This window comes from Mycobacterium sp. 852002-51163_SCH5372311 (assembly GCF_001667115.1).
In the GTDB taxonomy this organism is placed as follows: Bacteria; Actinomycetota; Actinomycetes; order Mycobacteriales; family Mycobacteriaceae; genus Mycobacterium.
In genome coordinates, this window is sequence record NZ_LZIJ01000014.1 from 1 (window position 1) to 25126 (window position 25126).

A 25126-nucleotide genomic window follows, 5' to 3' on the forward strand; every position below is an offset into this window, starting at 1 on the left:
CCGGTATGCGCACCGGTGCCAGCGGAAGGATCACCGGCCGCGGTGCCGCGGGAACGAGGATTGCTGCCAAGGCTCGGCGGACCGGCACCGCGAGGGCCGTTGCCGGGGCTGGGCGGCGGCCGTGGACCGTTCGGTGGTGGGATTTTTGGCCGCGGGCTCTTTGGCGGCGGCCACGGCTTCGGCGGCTTCGGGCGCAGGTAGTCGGCATTTCGCGAGTTGTGCGGAGCCGACCTCGATCAGCGGCGGTGTGGCGACCGTCACCTGAGGCGCGCCATCTTAATCCCGAAGCGGGTAAAATCGCGACATACGGGGAATTCAAGTGGGCAAGAAGTTCACTTGAAGTCGTGTCAATCGACTACCAGAGCCGACGACTATTGGAGGAGCTGTGGACACCGTATTGGGTGTGTCGATGGCGCCGACGACGGTCCGGATGGTGCTCGTCGAAGGCGAAAACGCCGACGGCGCCACCGTAGATGAAGACAATTTCGAGGTCGTCGACGAGGCACCGGCAAACGCGGCCGGGCAGGTCGTGTCGGCGATCTTGGGCACCCGCGAAGGCGCAGCCGAGGGTGGCTACCAGCTGGCGTCCACCGGCGTCACCTGGACCGACCCCACCGAGGCCGCTGTCCTGCGGGACGCTTTGGCCGCTCACAAACTCGAGAACGTCATGTTGGTGTCTTCGTTTCTCGCGGCGGCCGCACTTGCTCACGCCGTGGGCAACGAAACCAACTACGCGCATACGGCCCTGTTGTTCATCGAGCCCAGCAGCGCGACGTTGGCGGTTGTCGACACCGCCGACGGGTCTATCGCCGATATCCGGCGGCATGTGCTACCCGAAGACGACGATGCGGCGGTGGCCGAGCTGGCCACCATGGTCTCCAGCGCTGAGCAGCTGAACACCCGGCCAGACGGTGTCTTCGTCGTCGGCTCCGGCATCGACATCCCGCTGATCAAGCCGGCGCTGGAAGCTGCGACATCGCTTCCGTTGAGTGCGCCCGAGGAGCCGGAGACGGCGCTGGCCCGTGGCGCGGCGCTGGCATCGGCGAGCGCGCCGTTGTTCTCGTCGTCAACCGCGGCGGTGGCATATGCGCAGGATCCCGGCACCGGCGCCGTAAACCCGTTTTTCCTGGATGCCGCCTACTTCGATGCCCCGGCCGCAGGCACTATAGGCGCGGATGCGCTGGCCTACAGCGCTGTTCCCGACGAGCCGTTCACCGGCGAGCAGGCCCCGCTCACCGGCGTCGTCGATTCCCCGGAACGCAGGAAGTTCGCACTCATCGGGAGCGTGGCGGCGGCGATCTTCATCGTGGGAGTAGCGGCCCTGGTCGTTTCGCTGGCGCTCAGCATCCGGCCGACGGCAGGAGTACGGCCCGCGCCCGACCGCAACATTGTCGCCCCGCCGACGCAGCCGGTACCCGCAGCTCCTGCCCCGGCGCCGCAGGCACCGGCCCCGGAGCCCAAGGCACCAGCTCCAGCGCCTGCCCCGGCGCCGCAAGCTCCCGCACCGATACCGCAGGCTCCCGCCCCGGTACCGCAGGCACCTGCCCCGGCACCCGTTCCGGTGCCAGTACCGGTCCCTGAACTGCCGCCGCTCTTCAATCCTCCCGGACCGGGCGGCGGCGGGTTGCCCGGCAATGGCCACGGCGGCGGCCACGGTGGTGGACACGGCGGCGGCCGCGGCGGGTTCGGGATCCCCGGGATCCCTGGCCTGTAGTCGAGGCAATCCAGCTGCGGTGAGCAGCTGTCACTTGGCGTTCGCCTGGCGCTCAGCGGCGCGATGCGGTTAGCTCACCGCAGGCACCTAAACACGGTGGTATGCGATGCACCGTCTTCGGTACCGGCTATCTGGGCGCCACCCACGCCGTCGGCATGGCCGAACTGGGACATGAAGTCGTCGGCGTCGACATCGATCCCGGCAAAGTCGCCAAGCTGGGCGCAGGCGATATTCCGTTCTACGAGCCCGGCCTGCGCAAGCTGCTGAGCAAGAACCTGGCGGCGGGTCGACTGCGGTTCACCACCGACTACGACCTGGCCGCCGACTTCGCCGACGTGCATTTCCTCGGCGTCGGCACGCCGCAGAAGAAGGGCCAGTACGGCGCTGACTTGCATCATGTCCACGCCGTGATCGACGCGCTGGTGCCGCGGCTGAGCAGGCCGGCGGTTCTGGTCGGCAAGTCGACGGTCCCGGTGGGGACCGCAGCCGAGCTGGGCAAGCGCGCAGATGCGTTGGCATCCGCGGGAGTTGACGTCGAAGTCGCATGGAATCCAGAGTTCCTGCGGGAAGGTTTCGCCGTGCGTGACACCTTGCTGCCGGACCGCATTGTGCTTGGTATACAGGCTAATTCGGTGCGCGCCGAGCCGGCCGTTCGGGAGCTGTACGGGAGACTCGTCGACGCCGGGGTGCCGTTCCTGGTGACCGACCTGCAAACCGCCGAGCTGGTCAAGGTCTCCGCCAATGCCTTTCTGGCGACCAAGATTTCGTTCATCAACGCGGTCTCCGAAGTATGTGAAGCTGCCGGGGCCGACGTCAGCGTGCTGGCTGACGCGCTCGGGTACGACCCGCGGATCGGACGCCAATGTCTCAACGCGGGTTTGGGTTTCGGTGGCGGATGCCTGCCGAAGGACATACGCGCGTTCATGGCGCGCGCCGGCGAGTTGGGAGCCAACCAGGCGCTGACATTTCTGCGTGAGGTCGACAGCATCAACATGCGGCGGCGCACCCGGATGGTCGAACTGGCCACGACCGCGTGCGGCGGCGCGTTGCTGGGCGCAAACATCGCCGTGCTGGGGGCGGCGTTCAAACCCGAATCCGACGACGTCCGCGACTCGCCCGCGCTCAACGTGGCGGGTCAGCTGCAGCTCAACGGAGCCACGGTCAACGTGTACGACCCGAAAGCCCTGGAAAACGCCCGCCGGCTGTTTCCGACCCTGAACTACGCGGTGTCGGTGGGGGAGGCGTGCGAGGACGCGGATGCGGTGCTGGTGCTAACCGAATGGCAGGAGTTCGTCGACCTGGAACCGGACGACCTGGCCGAGCAGGTGCGGGCGCGGGTGATCGTGGATGGACGCAATTGCCTGGATGTCCACCGTTGGCAGCGGGCTGGCTGGCGGGTGTTCTGCCTCGGCGCGCGGCCGCCTGTGCAGTGATTGGCCGTGGCACGTTGCGCGTCAGTATCCAGAGGTTCGGCGGTGAATGCCGACGCGTCTATCGACTCACCTCGATCGGCTGGACAGCTTACCGATAGCGTCAAGCCGTCGTTCGGAGGTCTCGGCGATCAGCACGGGGGCGACCCAGCGGCGCAGGTAGGCGCGCAGCACTTCGCCGGTGCGCGGCGGTCGGCCCGGGTCGATCATGAAGGACTGCAGAATCCGCAGCAGGTACTCGACCAGGTCGTCGAGGTCGGCGGCCTCGAGGCCGAGTTGCGCCCAGTCGACGTCCAGCCCGGCCAGCAGCGCGTGCCCGAATTTGAAGCCCATCTCCGAGGTAACCCCGGTGGACGCCCTGGTGAAGTCGTGCACCAGCATCAGCTGAACGTGCTTGTCGCCGGGCAGCCATTCCAGGCTGTACGCCAGACACTCCACCAGCGCATCGACGGGATCGCTGATATGTGCCAGGTGTTCGGTCAGCCGTCGCACGAACCGCATTCCCGACCGGGTGGCCGCAGCCTCGAGCAGACTGCTGGTTCCGGGAAAGTAGTTGTAAACCGTCTGGCGGGATACGCCGAGTGTCCGTGCCACATCGGCTATCCGAATGTCGGCGCCGCGTTCGTCGATGGCTTCGCTCGCGGCATCGAGGATGCGTTCGATCGCCTCTTCATCGCTCGCGGGCGTGGCGCCGCCCCAACCGTGGGTGCGCATGGATGAGACGTTACGGCGTTACCGGACTTTCGTGCATGGCCGTACTTACTCGGAGCGGTCGCGCTTCTTGCCGAACCATCGCCGCTTGCCGGACCGCGGCTCCTCGTCCGGCTGCGGAGTTTGGGCTGCCCATTGAGGATCGCCGTGCATTGGTGGTAGTGGCGGGGGAGCCGGGCTTACCCGCTGAGGATCGCCATACATGGGAGCGGGCTGTTGCGGATGGACCGGCCGTTGCGGCTGGGCCGGCTGTGGCTGCTGGAGTGGCCGTTGCGGCGGGTGACCGGTTTGCACCGGAGCCGGGGGACGGTCGCTCTGCATGCGGTCCTGGCGCCTCGGCGGCCGGGATTCTTCGCCGGCTACGCCCAGATTCTGCAGAGAGATTTTGGAGGTCGCCGCGGCTGTCGGTGGAGCAGACGGCGCCGGCTCGACATCGCGCTGCTGGGACTGAAGCCGCTGGCGCCAGTAGGCGAACGCGTCGAACGGAAAGAGCACGCGCGGTGGTTGCCATTCGATCCGTGGCAGTTCACCGGGCTCGCGGTCGCCCGCGCCGGTCCGGGAAGCCAGCTCGGTGTCGATTACCGACCGCGCCGCGGCCATCGCCCGGTCGGCCGTCTCGTAGCGACCTACCTCCCCACCTCGGAACGTGACGACAAACTGCGGAACAGCGGCCATGGACCCATCATCCGCGGGGCGGGACGAGATGACTAGATGAAACTTGTGTGTCGGCGATGTGGGGCCGCGGAGCGCATGATTGTCGACGTGACGGTTAGCGCAGACCAATTGATCAAGTCAGCTGTTGGCGTGGCCGTCGTCGTTGCGGCATCGGCTGTCCTTGGCGCGACGAGCGCCCGCGCCGACGACACTTACCAGCAGTTCGCGTCCCCGTCGGGAAGCATCCGGTGCATCCTCAATGGCCAAGACGCCCGGCTGCCCATCGCGTTGTGTCAGATCGGGGACCACACCTACGCGGTCGAAGCCGGAGTGGCGAGGGACCAAAACGGCGGGGCCTGTCCCTGGTCGAGCCGAAAATACGTCACATGTACCTACTCGGCGATCGGTTCCGGGTTCGGCAGCTGGCCGCCGCTTGCCTATGGCCAGACGCGATCGCTCGGCGCGATCACGTGTGACAGCGAGCCTGCGGGAATGACGTGTACCGACTCCAGCACCGGGCATTTCTTTCGCGTGTCGCGCGAGTCATACCAGTTGGGGTGATTCTCGTCATCAGGTGCTTGTGCCGATGAGAGACTTGGCAATTCGCTTGGGGCACAGATCGGGTCAGCAGAAGCCGCTGTGGCTCCCGCCGTCGAAACCGCAGCCCCCGCCGTGATGGCCACCGCTGAAGCCGATGCCACCGCCGGCGTAACCGCCATAACCGGCCCCGTAGTAGATCGACCCGTCATCTGACCAGCTGCCGGCGAACATTTTTGCTTCTGCCAGGTGCAGCACCAGAATGACGCCGACGAAACCGAGCACCGGGCCGAACAGTATCCACGGCCAGACATTGAGTTTCTTCCAGACTGCTATCGCGATGCTGAGCAGGCCGAATCCGAGCCAGACAAGCCCGAAGATGGTCAATGGTGACATGTTCCGAACTCTCGTTTCGTTGTCGGTGGCCGCGGGTAGCGGCCGGAGGCATGAGAAGAGGATCGACGGCAGCACTGGTCAGTTGCTCAAGAAATTCTTGGGACGGATGAGCGAGTCCGAGCAGGTCGCCAAGCCGCGGTGTGTGGACGGACTTTCAACCGTGGATAAAACCCCGGGTAACCTGACCGCGTGGACTTCGCGTCGGCCTATCTCGAACAGACTCGCGCCTTCGGCGACCTGATCCGCGAGGCCGATCCGACGACGCCGGTGCCGACGTGCCCGGGCTGGACCCTCGATCAATTGTTCCGTCACGTCGGGCGCGGAGACCGGTGGGCGGCACAGATCGTGCGCGAAAAGCGTGACCAATTCCTCGATTTCCGCAGCGTCGAAGGGGGCAAGCCACCGCCGGACCGCGCCGACGCGATCTCCTGGCTGCATGGCGGCGCGCAGCTGCTGATCGACGCCGTGGAGCAATCGGGCGCCGAAACACCGGTGTGGACTTTCCTAGGGCCGCGCCCGGCGAACTGGTGGATCCGCCGCCGCCTGCACGAGGCGGCCGTACACCGAGCCGACGCCGCAATCGCGGTCGGCAGGGATTTCACGCTGGACGCCGACATCGCCGCCGACGGCATCACCGAATGGCTTGAGCGCGTGGCGATTCAGGCCGGAAGCGACGGGGCGCCGTTGCCGCTCGACGAGGGCGAGACGATCCATCTGCACGCCACCGATCCCGGCTTGATCGAGCCGGGTGAATGGACGATCGGTGTCTCCGACGGCGCGATCACCTGGTCACACGAACACGGCAAAGCCACCTTTGCGCTGCGCGGCGGCGCCACCGAATTGCTGTTGGCGCTGCTTCGCCGAGTCTCTATCGCCGACACGGGCATCGAGCTGTTCGGTGACGACGGCGTGTGGCAAAAGTGGCTGGACCGCACGCCTCTCTAAACGCCACACGGTAATTTGCACACCATGACCACATCGGAGATCGCCACCGTGCTGGCGTGGCACGACGCGCTCAACTCCGCCGACCTCGACACCTTGGTGGCACTGTCCAGTGACGACATCGACATCGGCGATGCGCACGGAGCCGTCCAAGGACATCAGGCGCTGCGCAAGTGGGCCGCTTCACTCGATACGACGGCGGAGCTGGGCAGGATGTTCGTGCACGACGGCGTCGTGGTCGTCGAGCAGAAGATCACCAGCCGCGCCGACCCTGGCGCCGTCAGCACCGCGGCGTCGGCTTTCCGGGTGGTGCACGACCACATCACCTCGGTGTTCCGGCACGAGGACTTGTCGGCGGCGCTGGCGGCCACCGAGCTCACCGAAGCCGACGCGGTGGACTGAGGCGTCAGGAATCGCATGCGCGGAATCATCTTGGCCGGCGGCTCAGGCACCCGGCTGTACCCGATCACGATGGGAATCAGCAAGCAATTGCTGCCCGTCTACGACAAGCCGATGGTCTACTATCCGTTGTCCACGCTGATGATGGCCGGCGTCCGCGACATTTTGGTGATCACTACCGTCCATGACGCGCCCGGCTTTCAGCGGCTTTTGAACGACGGCGCGCAATTCGGGGTCAACATCAGCTACGCGACCCAGGATCAGCCCGAAGGCCTGGCGCAGGCATTTGTCCTCGGCGCCAACCATATTGGCACCGACTCGGTGGCATTGGTGTTGGGCGACAACATTTTCTACGGCCCTGGCCTGGGGACCAGTCTGGCCCGCTTTCAGACCGTTTGCGGCGGAGCGATTTTCGCCTATTGGGTGGCGGACCCGTCCGCCTATGGAGTCGTCGAATTCAGCGCTGACGGCACGGCGCTCTCGCTGGAGGAGAAACCCGCCACCCCGAAATCCAACTACGCGGTGCCGGGCCTGTACTTCTATGACAACGACGTGATCGAGATTGCCCGCGGCTTGAGCAAATCGGCGCGTGGCGAGTACGAGATCACCGAGGTCAACCAGAGCTACCTCAACCAGGGACGACTGACCGTCGAGGTCCTTGCCCGGGGGACGGCGTGGCTGGACACCGGCACCTTCGATTCACTGCTCGATGCCAGCGACTACGTCCGCACCTTGGAGCGACGGCAGGGCTTGAAGGTCAGCGTTCCCGAGGAGGTGGCGTGGCGCAACGGCTGGATCGACGACGGACAGCTGGCGCGGCGCGCGAACAGCTTGGTCAAGTCCGGCTACGGTCGCTATCTGCTGCAATTGCTGGAACGCAACTGATTTGGCCGCTGCGCGTGAACGTACGGCTTTGCGTGTGAATGTAGGGCTTTGCTTGTGAAGACAGGGCGAGATTTTGCGCGAATCCCCGCCCAGGCTTCACCGCCAACGCCCAGGTTTCACACCCAGAGCCGAAGATTCACACCGAAAGCCCGATGCATCTTGCCGGCCGATCCGCCAACCGGCACTACTGTCGGTAGCTGGCCAAGAAGTTGCCCAGCCGTTCGATGGCGGCCGCCAGATCGCGGGCCCACGGCAGCGTCACAATGCGCAGGTGATCCGGCTCCGGCCAATTGAATCCGGTGCCCTGGGTGACCAGGATCTTCTCCGACAGCAGCAGGTCGAGGACCAGCTGCTCGTCATCGGCGATGTCGTACACCTCGGGGTCCAGCCGGGGAAACGTATACAGTGCACCCTCGGGCTTGACGCACGACACGCCGGGGATTTCGTTGAGCCTGCTCCAGGCAACGTCGCGCTGTTCGAGCAGCCGGCCGCCGGGAAGCACCAGATCCTCGATGCTCTGGTGGCCGCCGAGGGCGACCTGAATGGCATGCTGCGCAGGGACATTCGGGCACAACCGCATGTTGGCCAACAAATTTATGCCTTCGATGAAGCTGCTGGCGTGGTCCTGGGGACCGGTGATCGCCAGCCAGCCGGCCCGGTAGCCGGCGACGCGGTACGCCTTGGACAGGCCGTTGAAGGTCAGGCACAACATGTCCGGGGCCACGGTGGCCACGCTGATGTGCTTGGCGTCGTCGTAGAGGATCTTGTCGTAGATCTCGTCGGCCAGCAGCAGCAGTTGATGCTTGCGCGCCAGATCAACCATCTGGCAGAGGATTTCGCGGCTGTATACCGCGCCGGTGGGGTTGTTCGGGTTGATCACGACCAGCGCCTTGGTGCGCTCGGTGATCTTCGATTCCAGATCGGCGATATCGGGTTGCCAGCCTTGGGTCTCGTCGCACAGGTAATGCACCGGTGTGCCGCCCGCGAGTGACGTCGACGCCGTCCACAGCGGGTAGTCCGGCGAGGGAATCAACACCTGGTCGCCGTTGTCGAGCAGCGCTTGCAGCGTCATCGTGATCAGCTCGGAGACGCCGTTGCCCAGGTAGACGTCGTCGACGTCGAATCGGGGGAAGCCTTCGACGAGTTCGTAACGGGTGACCACCGCACGCCGCGCCGGCAGGATGCCCTGGGAGTCGGAGTACCCCTGCGCGTAGGGCAGTGCCTGGATCATGTCGCGCATGATCACGTCGGGTGCCTCGAAGCCGAACGGTGCCGGGTTGCCGATGTTGAGCTTGAGGATGCGGTGCCCCTCAGCCTCCAGCCGCGCGGCGTGCGCATGCACCGGACCACGGATTTCGTACAGAACATCCTGCAGCTTGGACGACTGCGCGAACGCACGCTGCCGATGATGCCCGGGGGTATGCAAGGGCAGCTGGTGAGTACTCACGTCACCCATGGTGCCATTGCTGTCCACTGATATTTGCTGACCTTGAACAAAACAGAGCTAAGTCGTGATCAGCGCTTACCTGGTGGACGGGCCCCGCGGGCGATGCCCAGCCCCTTGACCGGCGCGGCCGGAGGTGTCGACTCACCGTCGGCTTCCGACGACGGCTCGGGCTCCGGCTTTGCCTTCGGGTTCGCTTCGGCCTCCGACTCGGCGGCCTGGGCAGATGCCTCAGCCGTCGGGGTCGCCTGCGGTTTGGCCGCTGCTTTCTTGGCTCCCGGCCGCTTGGCGCCGGCGGCAATGCCCAGGCCCTTCACGGGCGCGGCCGGCTCGGCGGACGCGTCAGTTGCTGTGGCCTCGGCCTTCTCAGCGGCCGGTTTTTCCGCCGCCGGCTTTTCCGCCGCCGCTGCGGCGGGCTTAGCGCCGGCTTTCTTGGCGCCGGGGCGCTTGGCGCCCGCGGCCAGCCCCAACCCTTTGGCAGGTGCCGCCGGTGCCGCGGCGTCGGGCGCTTTGGCCGTCTCGGCGGCCGGCTTCTCAGCGGCCGGTGCCGCGGCTTTTTTGGCGCCGGGCTTCTTGGCCCCGCCGGCCAGGCCCAGTCCCTTGACCGGTGCCGCCGCGGCCGGCTTTGCGGCGGGCGCCTCGGATGCCTCGGCGGCCTCTTCGGCAGGAGCCTCAGCGGGTGCGGCCGGTGCCGCGGCCTTTGGCTCGGCTTTCTCAGCGGTCGCGGCCCGCGCCGAGGCTTCCTTGGCGGCGGTGCCCTTTTCCGGCAGCTTCACCTGGTCGCGGTCGAGCGATCCGAGCAGCACCTGGGCCACGTCGAGCACTTCGACGTCACTGCGGCCGGCCTCTTCGGCCCGGTCGTTCACACCGTCGGTCACCATCACCCGGCAGAACGGGCACGCTGTGGCGATCGTGGCCGCGCCGGTGGCCAGCGCCTCGTCCACGCGTTCATGGTTGATCCGCTTGCCGATGTGCTCTTCCATCCACATCCGGGCGCCGCCGGCCCCGCAGCAGAAGCTGCGTTCGGCATGGCGCGGCATCTCGGTCAGGTTCGCCCCCGCGGCTCCGATCAGCTCGCGCGGCGCCTCGTAGACCTTGTTGTGCCGGCCCAGGTAACACGGGTCGTGGTAGGTGATGTCTTGAGAAACCGGGGTGACGGGCACCAATTGCTTGTCCCGGATCAGCCGGTTGAGCAGCTGCGTGTGGTGCAGCACGGTGAAGTTCGCGCCCAGCTGGCGGTATTCCTTGCCGATGGTGTTGAAGCAGTGCGGACAGGTGACCACGATCTTGCGGTCGACGGTCTCCACACCCTCGAACACTCCGTCCAGGGTCTCGACGGCCTGCTGCGCGAGTTGCTGGAACAGGAATTCGTTGCCGGAACGGCGTGCCGAGTCGCCGTTGCAGGTTTCCCCGGCGCCCAGTACCAGGTACTTGACGCCGGCGATGGCCAGCAATTCCGCGACGGCCTTGGTGGTCTTCTTGGCCTTGTCGTCGTAGGCGCCCGCGCAACCCACCCAGAACAGGTACTCGTAGCCGTCGAAGCTGTCGACGTCCTGGCCGTAGACGGGAACGTCGAAGTCGACCTCATCGATCCAGTTGGTCCGGTCGGAGGCGTTCTGGCCCCACGGGTTGGCTTTGTTCTCCAGGTTCTTGAACAGCACCGACAGCTCGGAGGGGAATTCGGACTCCATCATCACCTGGTAGCGGCGCATATCAACGATGTGATCGACGTGCTCGATGTCCACCGGGCACTGCTCCACGCACGCCCCGCAGGTGACGCATGACCACAGCACGTCGGGGTCGATCACACCGCCCTGCTCGACGGTGCCGACCAGCGGGCGGCTCGCCTGCTCCGGCCCGGAGCCGAGCACGCGGCCGAAGCCCGACTCAGGAACGTGGTGCTCCTCGGCGTGCTTCTCCCCGCGCAGGTCGTCACCGAGTCCGCCCTCGGGAGTGCTTTCGAGCGGAGTCTCCTTCTCGCCGAGGATGTAGGGCGCCTTGGCCATCCAGTGGTCGCGCAGGTCCATGATGACGAGCTTCGGCGACAGCGGCTTGCCGGTATTCCACGCCGGGCATTGCGACTGGCAGCGGCCGCATTCGGTGCACGTGGCGAAGTCGAGCATGCCCTTCCAGGTGAAGTCCTCGATCTTGCCGCGCCCGAATTCGGCATCGTCGGGCGGATTTTCGAAGTCGATCGGCTTCCCGTCGGCCTCGACCGGCAGCAGCGGTCCCAGCCCGTCGGGCAGGCGCTTGAAGACGACGTTGATCGGCGCCAGGAAGATGTGCAGGTGCTTGGAGTGCAACACGATCAGCAAAAAGGCCAGCATGACGCCGATGTGCAGCATCAGCGCGACGGTTTCGATGATCTCGTTGGTGTGCTGGCCCAGTCCGGCCATCAGGTTGCCCATGATGTGGCTGAAGAATGCGCCTTTGCCGTAAGGGAATTCGCCCGCCAGGGCGTTCACTGACGCCCCGCGGAAGATGGCGTAGGTCCAGATGACGTTGAAGATCATGAACAGGATCAGCCACGCACCGCCGGTGTGTGAACCGTAAAACCGGGACTGCCGACCGTATTCCTTTGGCTCGCTGCGCATTCGGATGATCGCGAAGGTGACGATGCCGGTCAGCACGGCCAGTGCGAAGAAGTCCTGCAGGAAGCCCAGCGCGTCCCAGCGGCCGATGATCGGGATGTGGAAGTTCGGCTGGAAGACCACCCCGTATGCCTCGATGTAGACCGTCAGCAGGATGAAGAAGCCCCACATGGTGAAGAAGTGCGCCAGACCCGGCAGCGACCACTTCAACAGCTTGCGCTGGCCGAACACCTCGGAAACCTCGGCCCAGACCCGGCTGCCGAGATCGTCGGTGCGCCCCGGTGCCGGCTGGCCGGAAGTGACCAGCTTGTACAACCACCAGACACGCTTCAGCGCCAACAGGCCCACCAGCGCGGTCATGCCCAGGCCCAGGATCAATCTGATCAGCGTCTGATCCACGAAAGGTCACCCCAGTACACAGTTATTCCGGCGTCGCCGTACCTGAGTCGCGCGTTGGACGCGCCTTTGCTGGCTGCTTAACCTGCCCATAGTGACATCTGTGGGGTTTTCCACGCGAGAAAGGCTGCCCTAAGTTGCCGACCGCGACGGCAGCCGTCAGCGGCCCAGCAGTTCGATCAGTTGCACTTGAATCTCGCCCACGACACCACCGAGGACGGCCCCGACCGCAATCATCAACGGCTCGTCGTCTTTGAACACCGGACGCAGGATCGATTCGTACTGCTCGTGCGTGAGCTCGCTCATCTTCTCGACGATCGTCTTCTCCAGATCGATCACTGTGGTGGCGTAGTGCTGTGCTTCCAGCAGGGTCGACGGCAGGCGCTCGAGAACCAGGTTCACCACCCTGTCCTTGAGTTCGCGATAGCGCTGGGTACCGACCGTGAGCGTGATCAGCGGTCGCGCGAGACCGGTCTGCGTGTCGATCGCCTCGTCGACTTCCTTGGCGACGAGGGCGAACAGCTTGTCGGCGCCGGGGCCCTTGATCACGCCGTCGAACAGGATCTCGGGCGCGAACAGGTCGTCGGCCAGGATCTTCGCGTAGTCGCGGGTGATCTTGTCGCGCTGAGCGTGGAGCAGACCCTGGAAGGGGAACAGGCCGAGGATCTTCCGTTGATGTATCGGCCGGAACAGCATGTTCAACGCGATGTAGTCGCTGATGAAGCCGACCGTGAACCCGAATGCCGGCATGATCCACGGGTTTTTGAACAGGGCCCATGCGATCATCTGGACCAGCCCGATGCCCAGACCGAAGTAGATTCCGCTGCGCCGGACAAAGGCCATCGCGTCGTCGGTCACGCCGCGCATCAGCTTGACGAGTTTCTCCTTGTTGCGCACCAACGTGGTGACGGCAAGGAACTGCAGGTCGACGTAGCGGGTCAGGTCCGCCTTCATCTCAGTGAGCAGGTTCTCGATCAGCCGGGGCGCTTGCGCCTGGATTCGGGCCTGGATGGCCTTGCGGGCGGCCTCGGGCAACGAATCCCACAAGCCGGGCCGGATCTCCTCGGCGAGGTCACGCGAGATCTCGTCGACCGACTGCACCAGGGGATCGCGCAGTGCGTCCACGGCCTCGCCGGCGTCGATCCGGTCCAGCAGCTCCTCGGGTTTGAGCAGGTTCGACGTCAGCAAGTCGATGGTCTTGGATCCGACCTTGCCGGCGCGCCTGGGCACGATTCCCTGCCAACCGAAGGGCCCGATGCCCCTGAACTCGAGCGGCCGGTAGACCATCTCCAGCGCCACGATCTTCGTGCTCCACCCGACGAACGCCGCCACCAGCGGCATTGACAGGTAGATGAGCCAGTTGGCGCCGACGTCGTGCTTGATCTCGTTCCAGGTCTGCAACGCGACCACAGCACTTGTCATGCTCAGTCCTCTTGCATCGTCGCGGCCCAGAGCGACTGGCCCAGCGGAGACAACGTCAATGTGAGCTTCTCTACCTTGGCTGGCAGCGGTCCGCGGGAAGCGCTCTCGATGGACCGCAGAACGGTGGGTTCGGCACTCAGAATCTCGTACTCGTCCTTCAGGTCCGGGTCTTCCGGGCCGATCTCCACCAGGCCGAGCGACAGCAGGTGGCTGATGTAGGTGGGGACCATTTCCGGCAGGGCCACATTGGCCGTGCGGCCGATCAGCGCGGCGTTCTCCAGCACAGCGCGCCCGGGCGTGCGGCGGCGTGTCCAGTCGTAGACGTTCATCGCCGGCGATGTCGATCCGTCGGACAGCGCCCCGATGATCCGCGCCTCATCGGCCACCAGCTGGTCGAGGATGTGGTGGAAGAGCTCCACCTGACTGCCCTTGGTGCTCTGGTCCAGTGCACGGTCGAGCAACCCGCGCATTTTGTCGCCGAGCGACTGCGACGGTGGCGCCTCTTGGACGACGGGCAGCGCGGGCGGCGATTCGTCGGGCGGATCCTTCAGCAAGTTCAGCAGCTGTTGCTGGGTCTTGATGTTGGTGCGAAGCCAGAACTGCGCCAAGCCCGATGCGAGTCCTACCAATGCGCGTGGCTCCAGAGACATTCCCACGGATGCACGGTAAGCGCGCTGGTCCGGGCTCTGTTCGCCGGGTCCGGATACTGATTTTTGGCTGTGCGGCGACTGCCGCCTCAGCCCGCGGGCCCGAACGGGCGACGGGTCGGCGGCGTGGGAGCTGCCGTCGTCGTTCGTTGCGTGCTGGTGGACGGGGCCTGAGAGGACGTGGTCGTGGCCTGAGAGGACGTCGTCCGCTGGGTGGTCGTGGTGGTGGGCGGTTGCGTTGTGGTGGTCGGCGCTGTGGTGGTGGTGACCGGGGGTTGGGTGGTTGTGGTCGCCGGTGGCTGACTGGTTGCAGGTGGCGGCTGGATCACCGTCGTGGTGGGGCTGTTGTTCGGCCCGGTGATGGTCACGGTTTGCGGGGTTTGCGATGGTGTCGGTTCTTTGGGCCTGACCGGGTTGGTCTTGCCGTGGCCCATGGTCAGGGCCAACACGACCGCCAGCAGCACGGCCGCAAGAGCGGCGGCCACCGTGACGACCAGCGCCGTGCGCTTGTACCACGGCAGCGGTCCCGGTCCGGCGGTATGCCGGTCCTCGGGCGCGGTGGCCTGTGCCGCGGGTTCCACCCCTTCCACGCCATAGCCGCCGGAGTGTTCTGGGCCGGTGTAGGGGATCGGCTCTCCGCCGGTGGCGGAATCCTGTGACCAGGCCAGGGCGTAAGTCGGCTTGTCGGTGTCGGCCTCCTGGTTGCGCAACGCTTCGGTTTCCGGCGTGCCGACCAGCTCGGTCGGAAGTTCCACGGCGGCACCTGCGGCGGTGGCCGCGCCCCCCGACAAGTGCTGCGCGCCGAGTGCCGCCGCTCCGATGGCGGCGGCGAACATGGGTTCCGGGGTGGTGAGAACTGGGACCCGAAGGCGTTCGGCGAGTCGGGCGGTGATCAGTGGAACGCCGGCGCCGCCGCCGAGGGCTGCTACAGCGGCCAGGCTCGCATGCGGAATTCCGTTGCGCTGCAGTACCTCCGCGAGAGAGGCGAGGAATTGGTCCAGCGGGGCGGAGATAAGTTGCTCGAGCTCCGTGCGGGACAGCCGGAAATCCGCGCCCTGACCCGTCGCGATGGTGGCCGTGGTGCCGCTCGACAGTTGCTCCTTGGCGCGTCGGCATTCGCCGAGCAGGGTGGGCGATGCCGGCCTTGTGGCGGCCGCGACATTGGTGCTGGTGGCGGCGTCCTGGCCGCCGGACCGCACGTAGGTGGCGACCAGCTGATCGATCGCCTCGCCGGAAAAGTCGCCGTATCGAACGGACTGGCCGATCTGCTGAAAATTCGAACTGGCATTGATCAAGGTGACGCTGGTGCCGCCGGCGCCGAAGTCGCACAGAGCGACGACGCCGTCTCTCGGAAATCCCGGTTTGGTCCGCAGTGCCGCGAGACCGGCCGCGGCGTCGGAGATCAAAACCGGAGTGACGCCCTCGGCGGCCAGGCCGGGTTGGGCGAAGAACTCGCTGCGCACAGCCGCGGCCTGGGCTTCGGACCAATACGCGGGGACCGCGATGGTGATCGGCGATCCATAGCCGACCGTGCGCGCCAGCGCCTCGAGCGCTTCCACCATCAGGGCGTCGCCGAGGTACTTCGTGCCGTCGGCCGCCACCAATGGGTTCCGGTCGCCGACCCGCTCGACGAAACCTCGCATCACCAGGCCAGGCTTGGTCAGGTTCGGGTTCTCTTCCGGCAGGCCGACTTCGGTTGGCCGATCGTCGAACAGGGTCAACACCGAGCTACGCGTGACCGGAGTGCCACCCGCGCGGACCGCGACCAGGTTGGCCACCCCGATCGACAATCCGAGTGGCTCGCTCATATCGCATACTCCCGTGCTTGTTTCAGTGCCGGCATTCGGCTCACGGTCCTCACCATAGTGTTTAGTCGGTCTGGCCCCGGGCGTGTCAAAAGTGCGGTAGGTGCGGCAAGTGGTGCGGCTGCGAGGACCCGGTCGTAGGCGTGTCCGTGTCCACACCGGATGGGCCGGGGATAGTGGTCATCGTCGGCGGCTGCGTGCTGGTCGTCGACGGCGTGGTGGTGCTGGCAGTGGTTGTCGGAGTGGTTGTCGGGGTCGTCGGCGGCGAGGTGGTCTTGGTAGTTGACGTGATGGGCGTCGACTTGGACCCCGGGCCGTGCATGAGCTCGAGGACGCCGAAGATGATCAGCCCGATCAGCACCGCGATGAGTACGCCGATTCCGAGCAACCCCAGGGGTTTGCGCCAGGCGGGGACGGGTTCCGGTTCAGGCTCCGCGCCGCCATCACCGCCATGGCCGAGGTTGCCGTGGGCGGCGGGGTCGTTGGCGCCGTAGTCCGGCGGGTGGTTCCTTGCCACGGCCGCTGAGCGTATCGCCTAGGACTGTGGCGACGTGACTGCGCACCGGGCGATGGTCGAAACGCGACCTTGCCGCGACCGGGTTGTTAGGGGGCAGGCGGAAGCGTAATCGGGGTCGGCACTCCGGGAATCGTTATCACCGACGGCAGCGGCGGCAGGTGTTTGTGTGGTTGCTTCGACGGCGCCGGCGAAGGTTGCTGCGACGGCTGCTGCGGCGGTTGCTGCGTGGGCCGGCGCGGTGGCGGCGGGGCTCCGGACGGCGGCGGTGCCGCAGGCGGGGTGGTCGTCGACTCCGACGCCGTCGTGGACTCCGACGGCGTCGTGGTGGTCGGGGTGGCCGTGCTCGACTCGGTGGTGGTCGTCGTGCTCGTCGTCGAGGTGGCGGGGGTGCCTTCGCCCCCGCCCGTCAGCTGGGTGATGCCGTACACGATCAGCGCAATCAGGACCAGAACAAGCAGAACCCACAGCGCCAGGCCCAGCCGCCTGCGGTACCACGGCGAGGGTTCGGCGTCCGGGTCGGCCGGTTCTGGCGGCTGGTACCCCTCGTATGGACCTTGCGGTTGTGGCGATTGGTACGCCTCCTGGGTCGGCGGTGGAACGTTCGGCGGGGGCGGCGGCTGCTGACCGGGCTGGAATTGGTCCCACGGCACCTTTTGGGTCGACTGCCGGTTGAAGTCATCGGGTGGGCCATAGTTTGCCACGGCACCGATGTTACTGACCTCGCCTGGCGACTGCCGCTTGCTTCATCGAAGGTGGAGGGATTGTCGGTGGGGTGGACTGGCAGCTCTGAGTGTGAAGCGACGGCTTCGAGTGTGAAGTAACGAATTTGCGTGTGAAGCGACGGCGAGAAAATCGCGAACTTTCCGCCATGGCTTCACCGCCAACGCCCTGGTTTCACCGCCAAAGCCCTGGTTTCACCGCCAACGCCCTGAGCGGCCAGTCAACTGGCCACACCAGCTTAGTAATAGAGCACTCGCTCTGTTACCGTGCAGACGGCGGGATGCACGCCGGTCACATCAGCCGCGTCAGTTTCTGCGTTGGGTGGGCCCCGTGGGCCGGCTCAATCGACGTGATGAGCGCCCCATCCGTCACATCAACCCCACCAGTCGGGGGAACGCTCGCATGAGCCGGCTCAGAGATGTGATAGCGCCGACGTTAGCGCTTTCCGAACGACTGGTGCCAGCCGCGCCGGGTGCCGAAGTGACGCCTGTGACTACAGGGGGTAACAGCTCAGAGGGGCCGGTGCTCGACAATTTGAGGTACCCGCGAAATCAGCATCCCGATGTTGTCCGCTTTGGTACCCGAAGTGGCCGCCACAGGAGCCTAGAAGGTATCCACCTTCTGAATGCTGACGAACATGCCGTGGCGGGTGTTGTTGTTCGTGAAACGGGTGCCCTCAGCGGTGGCATCGATTGTCCAGCCCTGGGCGTCGTAGGTCTTGTAGTCGATGGTGACGGCCGGGATGGCCCCGAGGTTGCCCAGGACCCACTGCACGGAGCCGTTGGCGTTGATGTTGACCCCATTGGCGTGCTCGCCGTCCTGCACCGGCGAGTTGGTGAACGCGGCTTCACACCCGACGCTGTTGGCATTGATCTGGCAGCGCGTCAGACCGGATTTGGTCTCGATGAAGACGTAGCCATTCTGGTCGGGCTTCAGCGGGATGGTGCCGGCCGGCGGGTTGGGACTGCTCGGTGCCGGCGGCGGGAGTGGGGCAGCGGTCGGCATCGCTGTGGCGGTCTCCCGCGGCGTGGGGAAGGACGGTTCGGTTGGCCCCGTGCCCGGCACCGCGACCGGCTTGCCCTCGATGAGGGTGCTGCAGCCGGCAACGAGAGCACTACCCGTCAACAGCAGCGACCCTAAAGCCGCGCCGCACCGTGCTTTTCGCGATAAGGGCACGCGCTACTCCTGGGAAATCAGAGATATCGGAGTCAGATTACGGCCGAGGCAAGGCGAGTTACAGCTGCGACGCGCCTTTGAAACCGCCCCGATCGCAAAGCGTTACCGCGGCCGGCAATTCCGGCTGCAGCAACGGGTAACGGCAATAATGACGCGGTGGAGCATGAGCCGGACGGGCAGGCGCTGCGGCGCGGCGAGATTCGCAACCTGGGACCGATCGCCGGGACCGGTGCGCGCAAGGGGATACCGGGCATCGGCGCCGCGGACTTGGGCGAGATCATTCAGCTACCCGACGGGTCGTATGTGGCCGTATTCGGCGACGCGTTCGGCGGTAGCAAAGTAGGCAGCCACCCGCACTACCCGTCGGTCGCGGTGCCGGTGACATTCGACGACGCGGGCCGCCCGCATTTCGGTGCGCCCCTGACCGGACCCAGGGGAAGCCCGAATCCGTTGTTCATCCCGCCCCGCCGGGCGCGCGGCATGAACACCTTGCCGGCGGGCAGCTTCCAGGTCGACGGCAAGACCTACATGTTGGTGGTCGGTACCAACCAGCTGCGCCCCGAGGGGGGTTCGTGGCTGGTGGAGGTCACGGATGATCCGTCGAGGGGCTGGAAGCCGGTCGCCCGCTCGTGGCGCCCCGCCGGCTATGCAAAGGGCGGGCAGTCCCAGATCAGTGGCTACCAAAGCGAGGACGGCAACGTGTATATCGTCGCCGACGCTTTCGACCGCACCCGAAAAGTAACCCTCTACCGGGCCGACCCCCACACGTGCACCGATCGCTCCGCCTGGCGGCCCTTCGTCCGGCTGCGCGACGGCAGCACCGGCTGGGGCAAGCCCCGACAACAAGCCGTCCCGATCAGTGACACCAACTTCGGCGAACTCAGCTTCCGCGAAGTCGACGGCGCCGCAGTGCTTTCCGGATTCAACGTCAGAAACGGGCCCGATGGCGCGGTGGAGATCTGGGTATCCGAGCGCCCCACCGAAATATTCAGCGCCGGCGTCATGACGGTTGTGATGCAGCAGAGTGACCCGGATGCGGCCAACTTCGTGCCGCAGAACTACGGCGGCTATATCGTTCCCGGTTCGACCCTGAGGTATCTGAATATCTTTGCCAGCCAATGGAATACGCTATGTGACCCGCAGGGGGTGCCGATCGGGGCACCGTACAACACCCAACAGGTCATCGCCAACGTGGTTCGCCGAGGCTAGTCCCCGAATTCGAGATGGTGCCGGACTTCCTCGGCGATGGCCTCCAGATTGCGGGCGACCAGGCCACGCCCGATCATCTCGCTGATCCACGCGATGCCATATCCGGTGACGGAAAACGCCAAAGTCATTGTGAGACGGCTGCCTTCACCATCGGGTTCGACGAATGCGTCGAATGAGTGCCGCGTTCCTCTTACGGATTGCCAGTGCAGCCGATTGCCGTCGGGCGGTGTGACGAGCACCCGCCCGCCCAAATGCACTGTGCCGCTGTCCAGATAGACATCCCACAGTTCGCCGTCGTCACGGGACTCGACGAACCGGCACCGGCTGAGCGTGGACGTCTTGGAAAGCAATTTGTGGGGATCGGTGACGAAGGCGCTGATTTCGTCGACAGGGCGGCGGACGTGCCGGGAAACGGTCACCTTCTGGGTCATGTCATCGGACCATCGGGACGACGGTTCTGCTGGCCAGCTTGGAAAGTCCGACCTGCATCAGGCTGGTGACATAGTCGTACGCGTGGTCCCAGTCCGGTTTCTCGCCGAACCTGTCGCGCAGATCGATCGGGTCGAGCACCTGCATGCGGATCTTGGCCGGAAGCGGCAGGTGTGGCAGCGGTAGCGGGGACAGCCCCCAAGGAATGCTGAGCGTCATCGGCATACTCTTCACCCGGGCGAGTTTGTCCAGCCGCAGCAGCTTGGCGGTGCGCCGGCCGTCGTTGAGGATGACCAACGTGTCGTGACCGCCGGTGGCAACCACCGGCACGATCTTGACGTTGCATCGGTGGGCCAGGCGCAGAAAGCCCTTACGGCCGGAGAAGACGATCTTGTTCCGGTCGCGCCACGGCCGCAGCGCCTCGACATCGCCGCCGGGATAGACGAGCGCGGACGCACCGGTTTCGAAGATGCGCTCGGCGAAGGAGTTGGCGGCCGGCACCACGCCGAGTTTGCGTGTCCATCCGCCGACAATCGGTGCGGCCGTGACGGTGTCGTGCGCCAGTCCGTACAGCGGGCGGCCCTCGACCGTGAAGAAGGTGTTGTAGGCGAGCAGGAAGATGAAAGTGTCCGGCGTCGAGCCGCCACCGCTGTGGTTACCGACGAACAGCACCGGCTCGTCGGGAACGTTTTCAAACCCGTTCACCTCGGCCCGGAACCACACCGTCGAGGCCAGCCACAACGGCGGCAGGACGGCCCGGATGAACTCGGGATCGCGGTGGCGAAGTTCTTCGGGTATCGATGCGCCGCTCATCTGGAGGAGATTAACCGCTATCGCGCGTGGAGAACCTCAATCCGCCGCGTCCGCGGTAAGCGTAGCCACCGCGGACGCGAACATGGTCTGTTTGATGGCGCCCAGCGTGCCCTGGTTCTTGCCGCCGAGTGGGCGCAGCAGGCCGACCGCCTTGTCGGTCACGGCGCCCTCGGCGGCGGCGTCGTCGACGATGCCGATGCTCGCGGCCTCCTCGCCGCCGAAGCGGCGACCGGTCGTCATCGAGGCCACGGCAGTCTGCGGAGCCAGTTTGGCCTGGATCAGCGCCGCCATGCCGGGCGTGAACGGGATGTTGATGTCGACTTCGGGGAAGCAGAAGTATCCGCGGTCGCCTCGCATGACCCGGAAATCGTGCGCCAGGGCCAGCATCGCCCCGGCGCCGAAGGCGTGGCCGACGACGGCTGCCGCGGTGGGGATGGGCAGCGTCAGCACCCGGGCCAGTAGTCCCTGGACCCGCCCGACGTACCACTGTGTCTGGTCGGCGTGCGCGGTGAGCCAGTCCAGATCGAGCCCGTTGGTGTAGAACTTGCCGGTGGCCGTCGTCACCAGGCCATCTGCGCCGCTGGCCACGACCTCGTCGAGCCGGGTGTTGATGTCGTCGAGAAAGTCGGGGGAGAAGCGGTTTTCGTCGTCGCCGAGGTTCAGGATGGCGATCTTCTCGTCGTAGTCGAGGGTGATGGTCACTTTGTTGTCCTTTCGGGTGGCGGGCCGACGTCGAGCACCGCCGTCACGGTGGCGCGCAGTTGTTCACGAGCTGTCTTGCTGCGCAGGCGGTCACGGCGCAACAGGATCGCCGTGGGCAGATCCACGATGCATGTGGTGATGGTGTCTACGGCTGCGGCGTCTTTGCGGTCCCAGACGCTGACCGCGAGCCGGATCATCAAACCGATCAGAGTCTTCTCGAGATCTCTTATCTCAGTGGCGATCTCGTCGGGCAAGTCTGCGTTCAGAAGTTCGTCTCGAGGCACTGTCAATAGCAGCCGACCCGAATTCGGATACTGCTCGGCGAAAACTGCCGGCGTGTCCGCGGCAGCCAGCACTGCCTGGACTCCGGTCGGTGCCGTGGCCACTGACGTAGTCTGCGCTTCCAGAAACCGGCGTCCGGCCCGCAACCACGCTCGGGCCAGCAGTCCAGTCCGCGACCCGAAGGTGTGATAGAGCGCGCCGTTGGAAACGCCGACGGCCGCACTGATCGCCCGGACGGTCACCGCAGCGGGGCCGGCGGACACAGCAAGCGCCTCGGCGGCGTCGAGGACCCGATCAGGGTCGTGGACACGCGGGCGGGGCATGCCCGATATGGTAACAGAGCAATTGCTCTATTATGTTGCCTGTGCTTATGGCGTCGACTGTGCACTTATGTCGTTGCGTGTGAAGTTATGGCTTTGCGCGTGCACGTAGGGCGGCGAATTCGCGATTTCCGCGCCCTGGCTTCACTCGCAAAGCCGCCAGTTCACTCGCAAAGCCCCCACTTCACTCGCAAACGCCTTGCCCCGACCGACCGGCCTCGCGGAAAAGTTCACCACCCCGGGAACAAGATGTCGCCGCCTGCCGTTAGGATGATCAACAAGTTGAGTGAATCAGGCTCAAGTCTGAGTTGACAGCCGGAGAACTCCGGTAGCAGTCTTGAGCGGGGTTCACTCAGCATAGTGCAAGAAAAGAAGCTAACTACTCAGGAGGAATCACTATGGCTCGTGCGGTCGGTATCGACCTCGGGACCACCAACTCCGTCGTGTCCGTGCTGGAAGGTGGCGACCCGGTCGTAGTCGCTAACTCCGAAGGCTCCCGGACCACGCCGTCCGTCGTCGCATTCGCGCGCAACGGCGAAGTGCTCGTCGGCCAGCCGGCCAAGAACCAGGCGGTGACCAACGTCGACCGCACAGTTCGATCGGTCAAGCGGCACATGGGCACCGACTGGTCCATCGAGATCGACGGTAAGAAATACACCGCGCAGGAAATCAGCGCGCGGATCTTGATGAAGCTGAAGCGCGACGCGGAGGCCTACCTCGGTGAGGACATCACCGACGCGGTCATCACCGTGCCCGCCTACTTCAACGACGCCCAGCGTCAGGCCACCAAGGAGTCCGGCCAGATCGCCGGTCTCAACGTGCTGCGCATCGTCAACGAACCCACCGCGGCGGCACTGGCCTACGGCCTGGACAAGGGCGAGAAGGAACAGACCATTCTGGTCTTCGACCTCGGTGGCGGCACCTTCGACGTCTCGCTGCTGGAAATCGGCGAGGGCGTGGTGGAGGTTCGTGCCACCAGCGGTGACAACCACCTGGGCGGCGACGACTGGGACGACCGGATCGTCAACTGGCTGGTCGACAAGTTCAAGGGAACCAGCGGCATCGACCTGACCAAGGACAAGATGGCGATGCAGCGGCTGCGGGAAGCGGCCGAGAAGGCCAAGATCGAGCTGTCCTCGTCGGGCAGCACGTCGATCAACCTGCCCTACATCACCGTCGACGCAGACAAGAACCCCCTGTTCCTCGACGAGCAGCTGACCCGCGCCGAGTTCCAGCGCATCACTCAGGATCTTCTGGACCGCACCCGTCAGCCCTTCCAGCAGGTCATCAAGGACGCCGGTATCTCGGTTTCCGACATCGACCACGTGGTGCTGGTCGGCGGTTCTACCCGGATGCCCGCGGTCAGCGATTTGGTTAAGGAGATGACCGGCGGCAAGGAGCCCAACAAGGGCGTCAACCCCGACGAGGTGGTGGCCGTGGGTGCCGCACTGCAGGCGGGTGTCCTCAAGGGTGAGGTGAAAGACGTTCTGCTGCTTGACGTTACGCCGCTGAGCCTGGGTATCGAGACCAAGGGTGGCGTGATGACCAAGCTCATCGAGCGCAACACCACCATCCCGACCAAGCGGTCGGAGACCTTCACCACCGCCGACGACAACCAGCCGTCGGTGCAGATCCAGGTCTATCAGGGTGAGCGTGAGATCGCCGCGCACAACAAGCTGCTCGGCTCCTTCGAGCTGACCGGCATCCCGCCGGCTCCGCGCGGGGTCCCGCAGATCGAGGTCACGTTCGACATCGACGCCAACGGCATCGTGCACGTCACGGCCAAGGACAAGGGCACCGGCAAGGAGAACACCATCCGGATCCAGGAAGGCTCTGGCCTGTCCAAGGAAGAGATCGACCGGATGATCAAGGACGCCGAGGCGCACGCCGAGGAGGACCGCAAGCGGCGCGAGGAGGCTGACGTCCGCAACCAGGCCGAAACGCTGGTCTACCAGACGGAGAAGTTCGTCGCTGAACAAAGGGGTGCAGCGTCCGAGCCCGGCGGATCGAAGGTCCCCGAGGACACGCTGAACAAGGTCGATGCCGCAGTGGCAGAGGCCAAGACAGCGCTCAATGGTTCGGACATCGCCGCGATCAAGACCGCGATGGAGAAGCTGGGCCAGGAATCGCAGGCTCTGGGACAGGCGATCTACGAAGCCACCCAGGCCGCGCAGGGCGGCCCCGCTGACGCCGCCGCGGGTGCTCAGCCCGGCGCCGGCGCCGGTGGCTCATCCGACGACGTCGTGGACGCGGAGGTGGTTGACGACGACCGGGAGTCGAAGTGACGGAAGGAAATCCGGAACAGGTAACGGTCACCGACAAACGGCGGATCGATCCCGAAACGGGCGAAGTTCGGCACACCCCTCCCGGCGATGGGCCGGGAGGGGCCCCGTCCACGGGGCCGGCGACCGCCGAGGTCTCGGCGGGGGCGGCTAATAAGGTCGCCGAACTAACCGCGGATCTGCAGCGGGTGCAGGCCGATTTCGCCAACTACCGCAAGCGGGCCCTGCGTGACCAGCAAGCGGCGGCGGATCGTGCCAAGGCCGGCGTCGTCAGCCAATTGCTGGGCGTGCTCGACGATCTCGACCGGGCCCGCAAGCACGGTGATCTGGAATCGGGTCCGCTGAAGTCGGTCGCAGACAAACTGACGAGTGCGCTGACCGCGTTCGGCCTGACGGCTTTCGGCGCCGAGGGCGAAGATTTCGACCCCCTGCTGCACGAAGCCGTGCAGCACGAGGGCGACGGCGGCGAAGGGTCCAGGCCGGTGATCGGGACGGTCATGCGGCAGGGCTACAAGCTGGGTGATCAGGTCTTGCGCCACGCGCTGGTCGGTGTTGTGGACACGGTCGCCGCCGATTCGGTCGATGCCCCCGTCCCGGCCGGAGAAACGGTGGAGGCAGCCGGAGAAACCGAGCAGGCCGACACCGGCGATAACCCGGACATCGCGGGTGAGCAGGGCACAGAATCGAAATAATCGGAAAGTTA

The 25126-nt window shown here is 65.7% G+C and carries 25 protein-coding genes; 9 read left to right on the forward strand and 16 right to left on the reverse strand.

Annotation, left to right across the window (positions count from 1 at the left end; genetic code table 11):
- Window positions 1-30: 30 nt before the first annotated feature.
- A complete protein-coding gene (locus A5791_RS26305) occupies window positions 31-261 on the reverse strand; it encodes a hypothetical protein (protein WP_067229726.1) in 231 nt (76 codons plus the stop codon).
- A gap of 169 nt (window positions 262-430) precedes the next feature.
- On the opposite strand from A5791_RS26305, the gene A5791_RS01285 reads away from it, so the two are divergent.
- Together A5791_RS01285 and A5791_RS01290 are read left to right on the forward strand one after the other, a co-directional pair.
- Window positions 431-1714 (forward strand): hypothetical protein, encoded by a 1284-nt coding sequence (locus A5791_RS01285; protein WP_197504576.1) that lies wholly within the window; start codon window positions 431-433, stop codon window positions 1712-1714.
- Window positions 1715-1815: 101 nt separating this feature from the next.
- Entirely contained in the window at window positions 1816-3147 is a 1332-nt protein-coding gene (locus tag A5791_RS01290) for a UDP-glucose/GDP-mannose dehydrogenase family protein (protein WP_067229729.1), read from the forward strand.
- A gap of 66 nt (window positions 3148-3213) precedes the next feature.
- On the opposite strand, the gene A5791_RS01295 is transcribed toward A5791_RS01290, so the two are convergent.
- Together A5791_RS01295 and A5791_RS26310 are read right to left on the reverse strand one after the other, a co-directional pair.
- On the reverse strand, window positions 3214-3858 hold the full coding sequence (locus A5791_RS01295; protein WP_067229731.1) for a TetR/AcrR family transcriptional regulator: 645 nt from the start codon (window positions 3856-3858) through the stop codon (window positions 3214-3216).
- A gap of 45 nt (window positions 3859-3903) precedes the next feature.
- Entirely contained in the window at window positions 3904-4530 is a 627-nt protein-coding gene (locus A5791_RS26310; protein ID WP_156660936.1) for a hypothetical protein, read from the reverse strand.
- An 87-nt stretch (window positions 4531-4617) separates the two neighbouring features.
- Between A5791_RS26310 and A5791_RS01305 the strand changes: the two genes are divergently transcribed.
- On the forward strand, window positions 4618-5070 hold the full coding sequence (locus A5791_RS01305; protein ID WP_156660937.1) for a hypothetical protein: 453 nt from the start codon (window positions 4618-4620) through the stop codon (window positions 5068-5070).
- A gap of 63 nt (window positions 5071-5133) precedes the next feature.
- Here the strand turns inward: A5791_RS01305 and A5791_RS01310 are convergent, their stop codons facing one another.
- Window positions 5134-5442 carry a hypothetical protein gene (locus A5791_RS01310; protein WP_067229740.1) on the reverse strand — a complete coding sequence of 103 codons (309 nt, stop codon included), beginning with the start codon at window positions 5440-5442 and terminating at the stop codon, window positions 5134-5136.
- 189 nt (window positions 5443-5631) lie between these two features.
- On the opposite strand from A5791_RS01310, the gene A5791_RS01315 reads away from it, so the two are divergent.
- From A5791_RS01315 to rfbA, 3 genes are read left to right on the forward strand one after another with little or no spacing between them, the layout of a single operon-like run.
- Entirely contained in the window at window positions 5632-6387 is a 756-nt protein-coding gene (locus A5791_RS01315) for a maleylpyruvate isomerase family mycothiol-dependent enzyme (protein WP_067229743.1), read from the forward strand.
- 24 nt (window positions 6388-6411) lie between these two features.
- A complete protein-coding gene (locus A5791_RS01320) occupies window positions 6412-6786 on the forward strand; it encodes a nuclear transport factor 2 family protein (RefSeq protein WP_067229745.1) in 375 nt (124 codons plus the stop codon).
- A 15-nt stretch (window positions 6787-6801) separates the two neighbouring features.
- Complete coding sequence (gene rfbA, locus A5791_RS01325) at window positions 6802-7668, forward strand: glucose-1-phosphate thymidylyltransferase RfbA (protein ID WP_067229747.1); 867 nt, start codon at window positions 6802-6804, stop codon at window positions 7666-7668.
- 184 nt (window positions 7669-7852) lie between these two features.
- On the opposite strand, the gene A5791_RS01330 is transcribed toward rfbA, so the two are convergent.
- The 8 genes from A5791_RS01330 to A5791_RS01365 form a co-directional block, all read right to left on the reverse strand.
- Window positions 7853-9142 (reverse strand): pyridoxal phosphate-dependent aminotransferase, encoded by a 1290-nt coding sequence (locus A5791_RS01330; RefSeq protein ID WP_067229749.1) that lies wholly within the window; start codon window positions 9140-9142, stop codon window positions 7853-7855.
- 41 nt (window positions 9143-9183) lie between these two features.
- Entirely contained in the window at window positions 9184-12063 is a 2880-nt protein-coding gene (locus A5791_RS01335; RefSeq protein WP_067230128.1) for a (Fe-S)-binding protein, read from the reverse strand.
- Window positions 12064-12258: 195 nt separating this feature from the next.
- A complete protein-coding gene (locus tag A5791_RS01340) occupies window positions 12259-13521 on the reverse strand; it encodes a hypothetical protein (RefSeq protein WP_067229751.1) in 1263 nt (420 codons plus the stop codon).
- 2 nt (window positions 13522-13523) lie between these two features.
- Window positions 13524-14171 (reverse strand): Abi-alpha family protein, encoded by a 648-nt coding sequence (locus A5791_RS01345; protein ID WP_067229753.1) that lies wholly within the window; start codon window positions 14169-14171, stop codon window positions 13524-13526.
- Between the two features lie 86 nt (window positions 14172-14257).
- The gene (locus A5791_RS01350) at window positions 14258-15976 is read right to left on the reverse strand and encodes an Hsp70 family protein (protein ID WP_067229755.1); all 1719 of its coding nucleotides are present in this window, start codon (window positions 15974-15976) and stop codon (window positions 14258-14260) included.
- An 85-nt stretch (window positions 15977-16061) separates the two neighbouring features.
- A complete protein-coding gene (locus A5791_RS01355) occupies window positions 16062-16490 on the reverse strand; it encodes an oligopeptide transporter substrate-binding protein (protein WP_156660938.1) in 429 nt (142 codons plus the stop codon).
- Window positions 16491-16576: 86 nt separating this feature from the next.
- Window positions 16577-17191, reverse strand: a complete 615-nt coding sequence (locus tag A5791_RS01360) for a hypothetical protein (protein WP_067229761.1) — start codon at window positions 17189-17191, stop codon at window positions 16577-16579.
- Window positions 17192-17813: 622 nt separating this feature from the next.
- Window positions 17814-18386: a hypothetical protein gene (locus tag A5791_RS01365; protein WP_067229764.1), complete on the reverse strand. Its 573-nt coding sequence runs from the start codon at window positions 18384-18386 to the stop codon at window positions 17814-17816.
- A 156-nt stretch (window positions 18387-18542) separates the two neighbouring features.
- Here A5791_RS01365 and A5791_RS01370 point away from each other — a divergent pair, with 156 nt between their 5' ends.
- Window positions 18543-19595, forward strand: a complete 1053-nt coding sequence (locus A5791_RS01370; protein ID WP_067229767.1) for a DUF4185 domain-containing protein — start codon at window positions 18543-18545, stop codon at window positions 19593-19595.
- Here the strand turns inward: A5791_RS01370 and A5791_RS01375 are convergent.
- Genes A5791_RS01375 through A5791_RS01390 form a run of 4 tightly spaced genes read right to left on the reverse strand, consistent with a single transcriptional unit; the run spans window position 19592 to window position 22144 of the window.
- On the reverse strand, window positions 19592-20026 hold the full coding sequence (locus A5791_RS01375; RefSeq protein WP_067229770.1) for an SRPBCC family protein: 435 nt from the start codon (window positions 20024-20026) through the stop codon (window positions 19592-19594). The two genes, A5791_RS01370 and A5791_RS01375, sit on opposite strands and share 4 nt — an antisense overlap.
- A 1-nt stretch (window position 20027) precedes the next feature.
- Complete coding sequence (locus A5791_RS01380) at window positions 20028-20837, reverse strand: 1-acyl-sn-glycerol-3-phosphate acyltransferase (protein WP_067229773.1); 810 nt, start codon at window positions 20835-20837, stop codon at window positions 20028-20030.
- A 36-nt stretch (window positions 20838-20873) separates the two neighbouring features.
- Window positions 20874-21539 carry an enoyl-CoA hydratase-related protein gene (locus A5791_RS01385; protein WP_067229776.1) on the reverse strand — a complete coding sequence of 222 codons (666 nt, stop codon included), beginning with the start codon at window positions 21537-21539 and terminating at the stop codon, window positions 20874-20876.
- Window positions 21536-22144, reverse strand: a complete 609-nt coding sequence (locus A5791_RS01390; protein WP_067229779.1) for a TetR/AcrR family transcriptional regulator — start codon at window positions 22142-22144, stop codon at window positions 21536-21538. The genes A5791_RS01385 and A5791_RS01390 overlap by 4 nt, the downstream gene beginning before the upstream one ends.
- Before the next feature lie 395 nt (window positions 22145-22539).
- Here A5791_RS01390 and dnaK point away from each other — a divergent pair, with 395 nt between their 5' ends.
- A complete protein-coding gene (gene dnaK / locus A5791_RS01395; RefSeq protein ID WP_067229781.1) occupies window positions 22540-24426 on the forward strand; it encodes a molecular chaperone DnaK in 1887 nt (628 codons plus the stop codon).
- Complete coding sequence (grpE, locus tag A5791_RS01400) at window positions 24423-25115, forward strand: nucleotide exchange factor GrpE (protein WP_067229784.1); 693 nt, start codon at window positions 24423-24425, stop codon at window positions 25113-25115. The genes dnaK and grpE overlap by 4 nt, the downstream gene beginning before the upstream one ends.
- The last annotated feature ends 11 nt before the right edge of the window (window positions 25116-25126 follow it).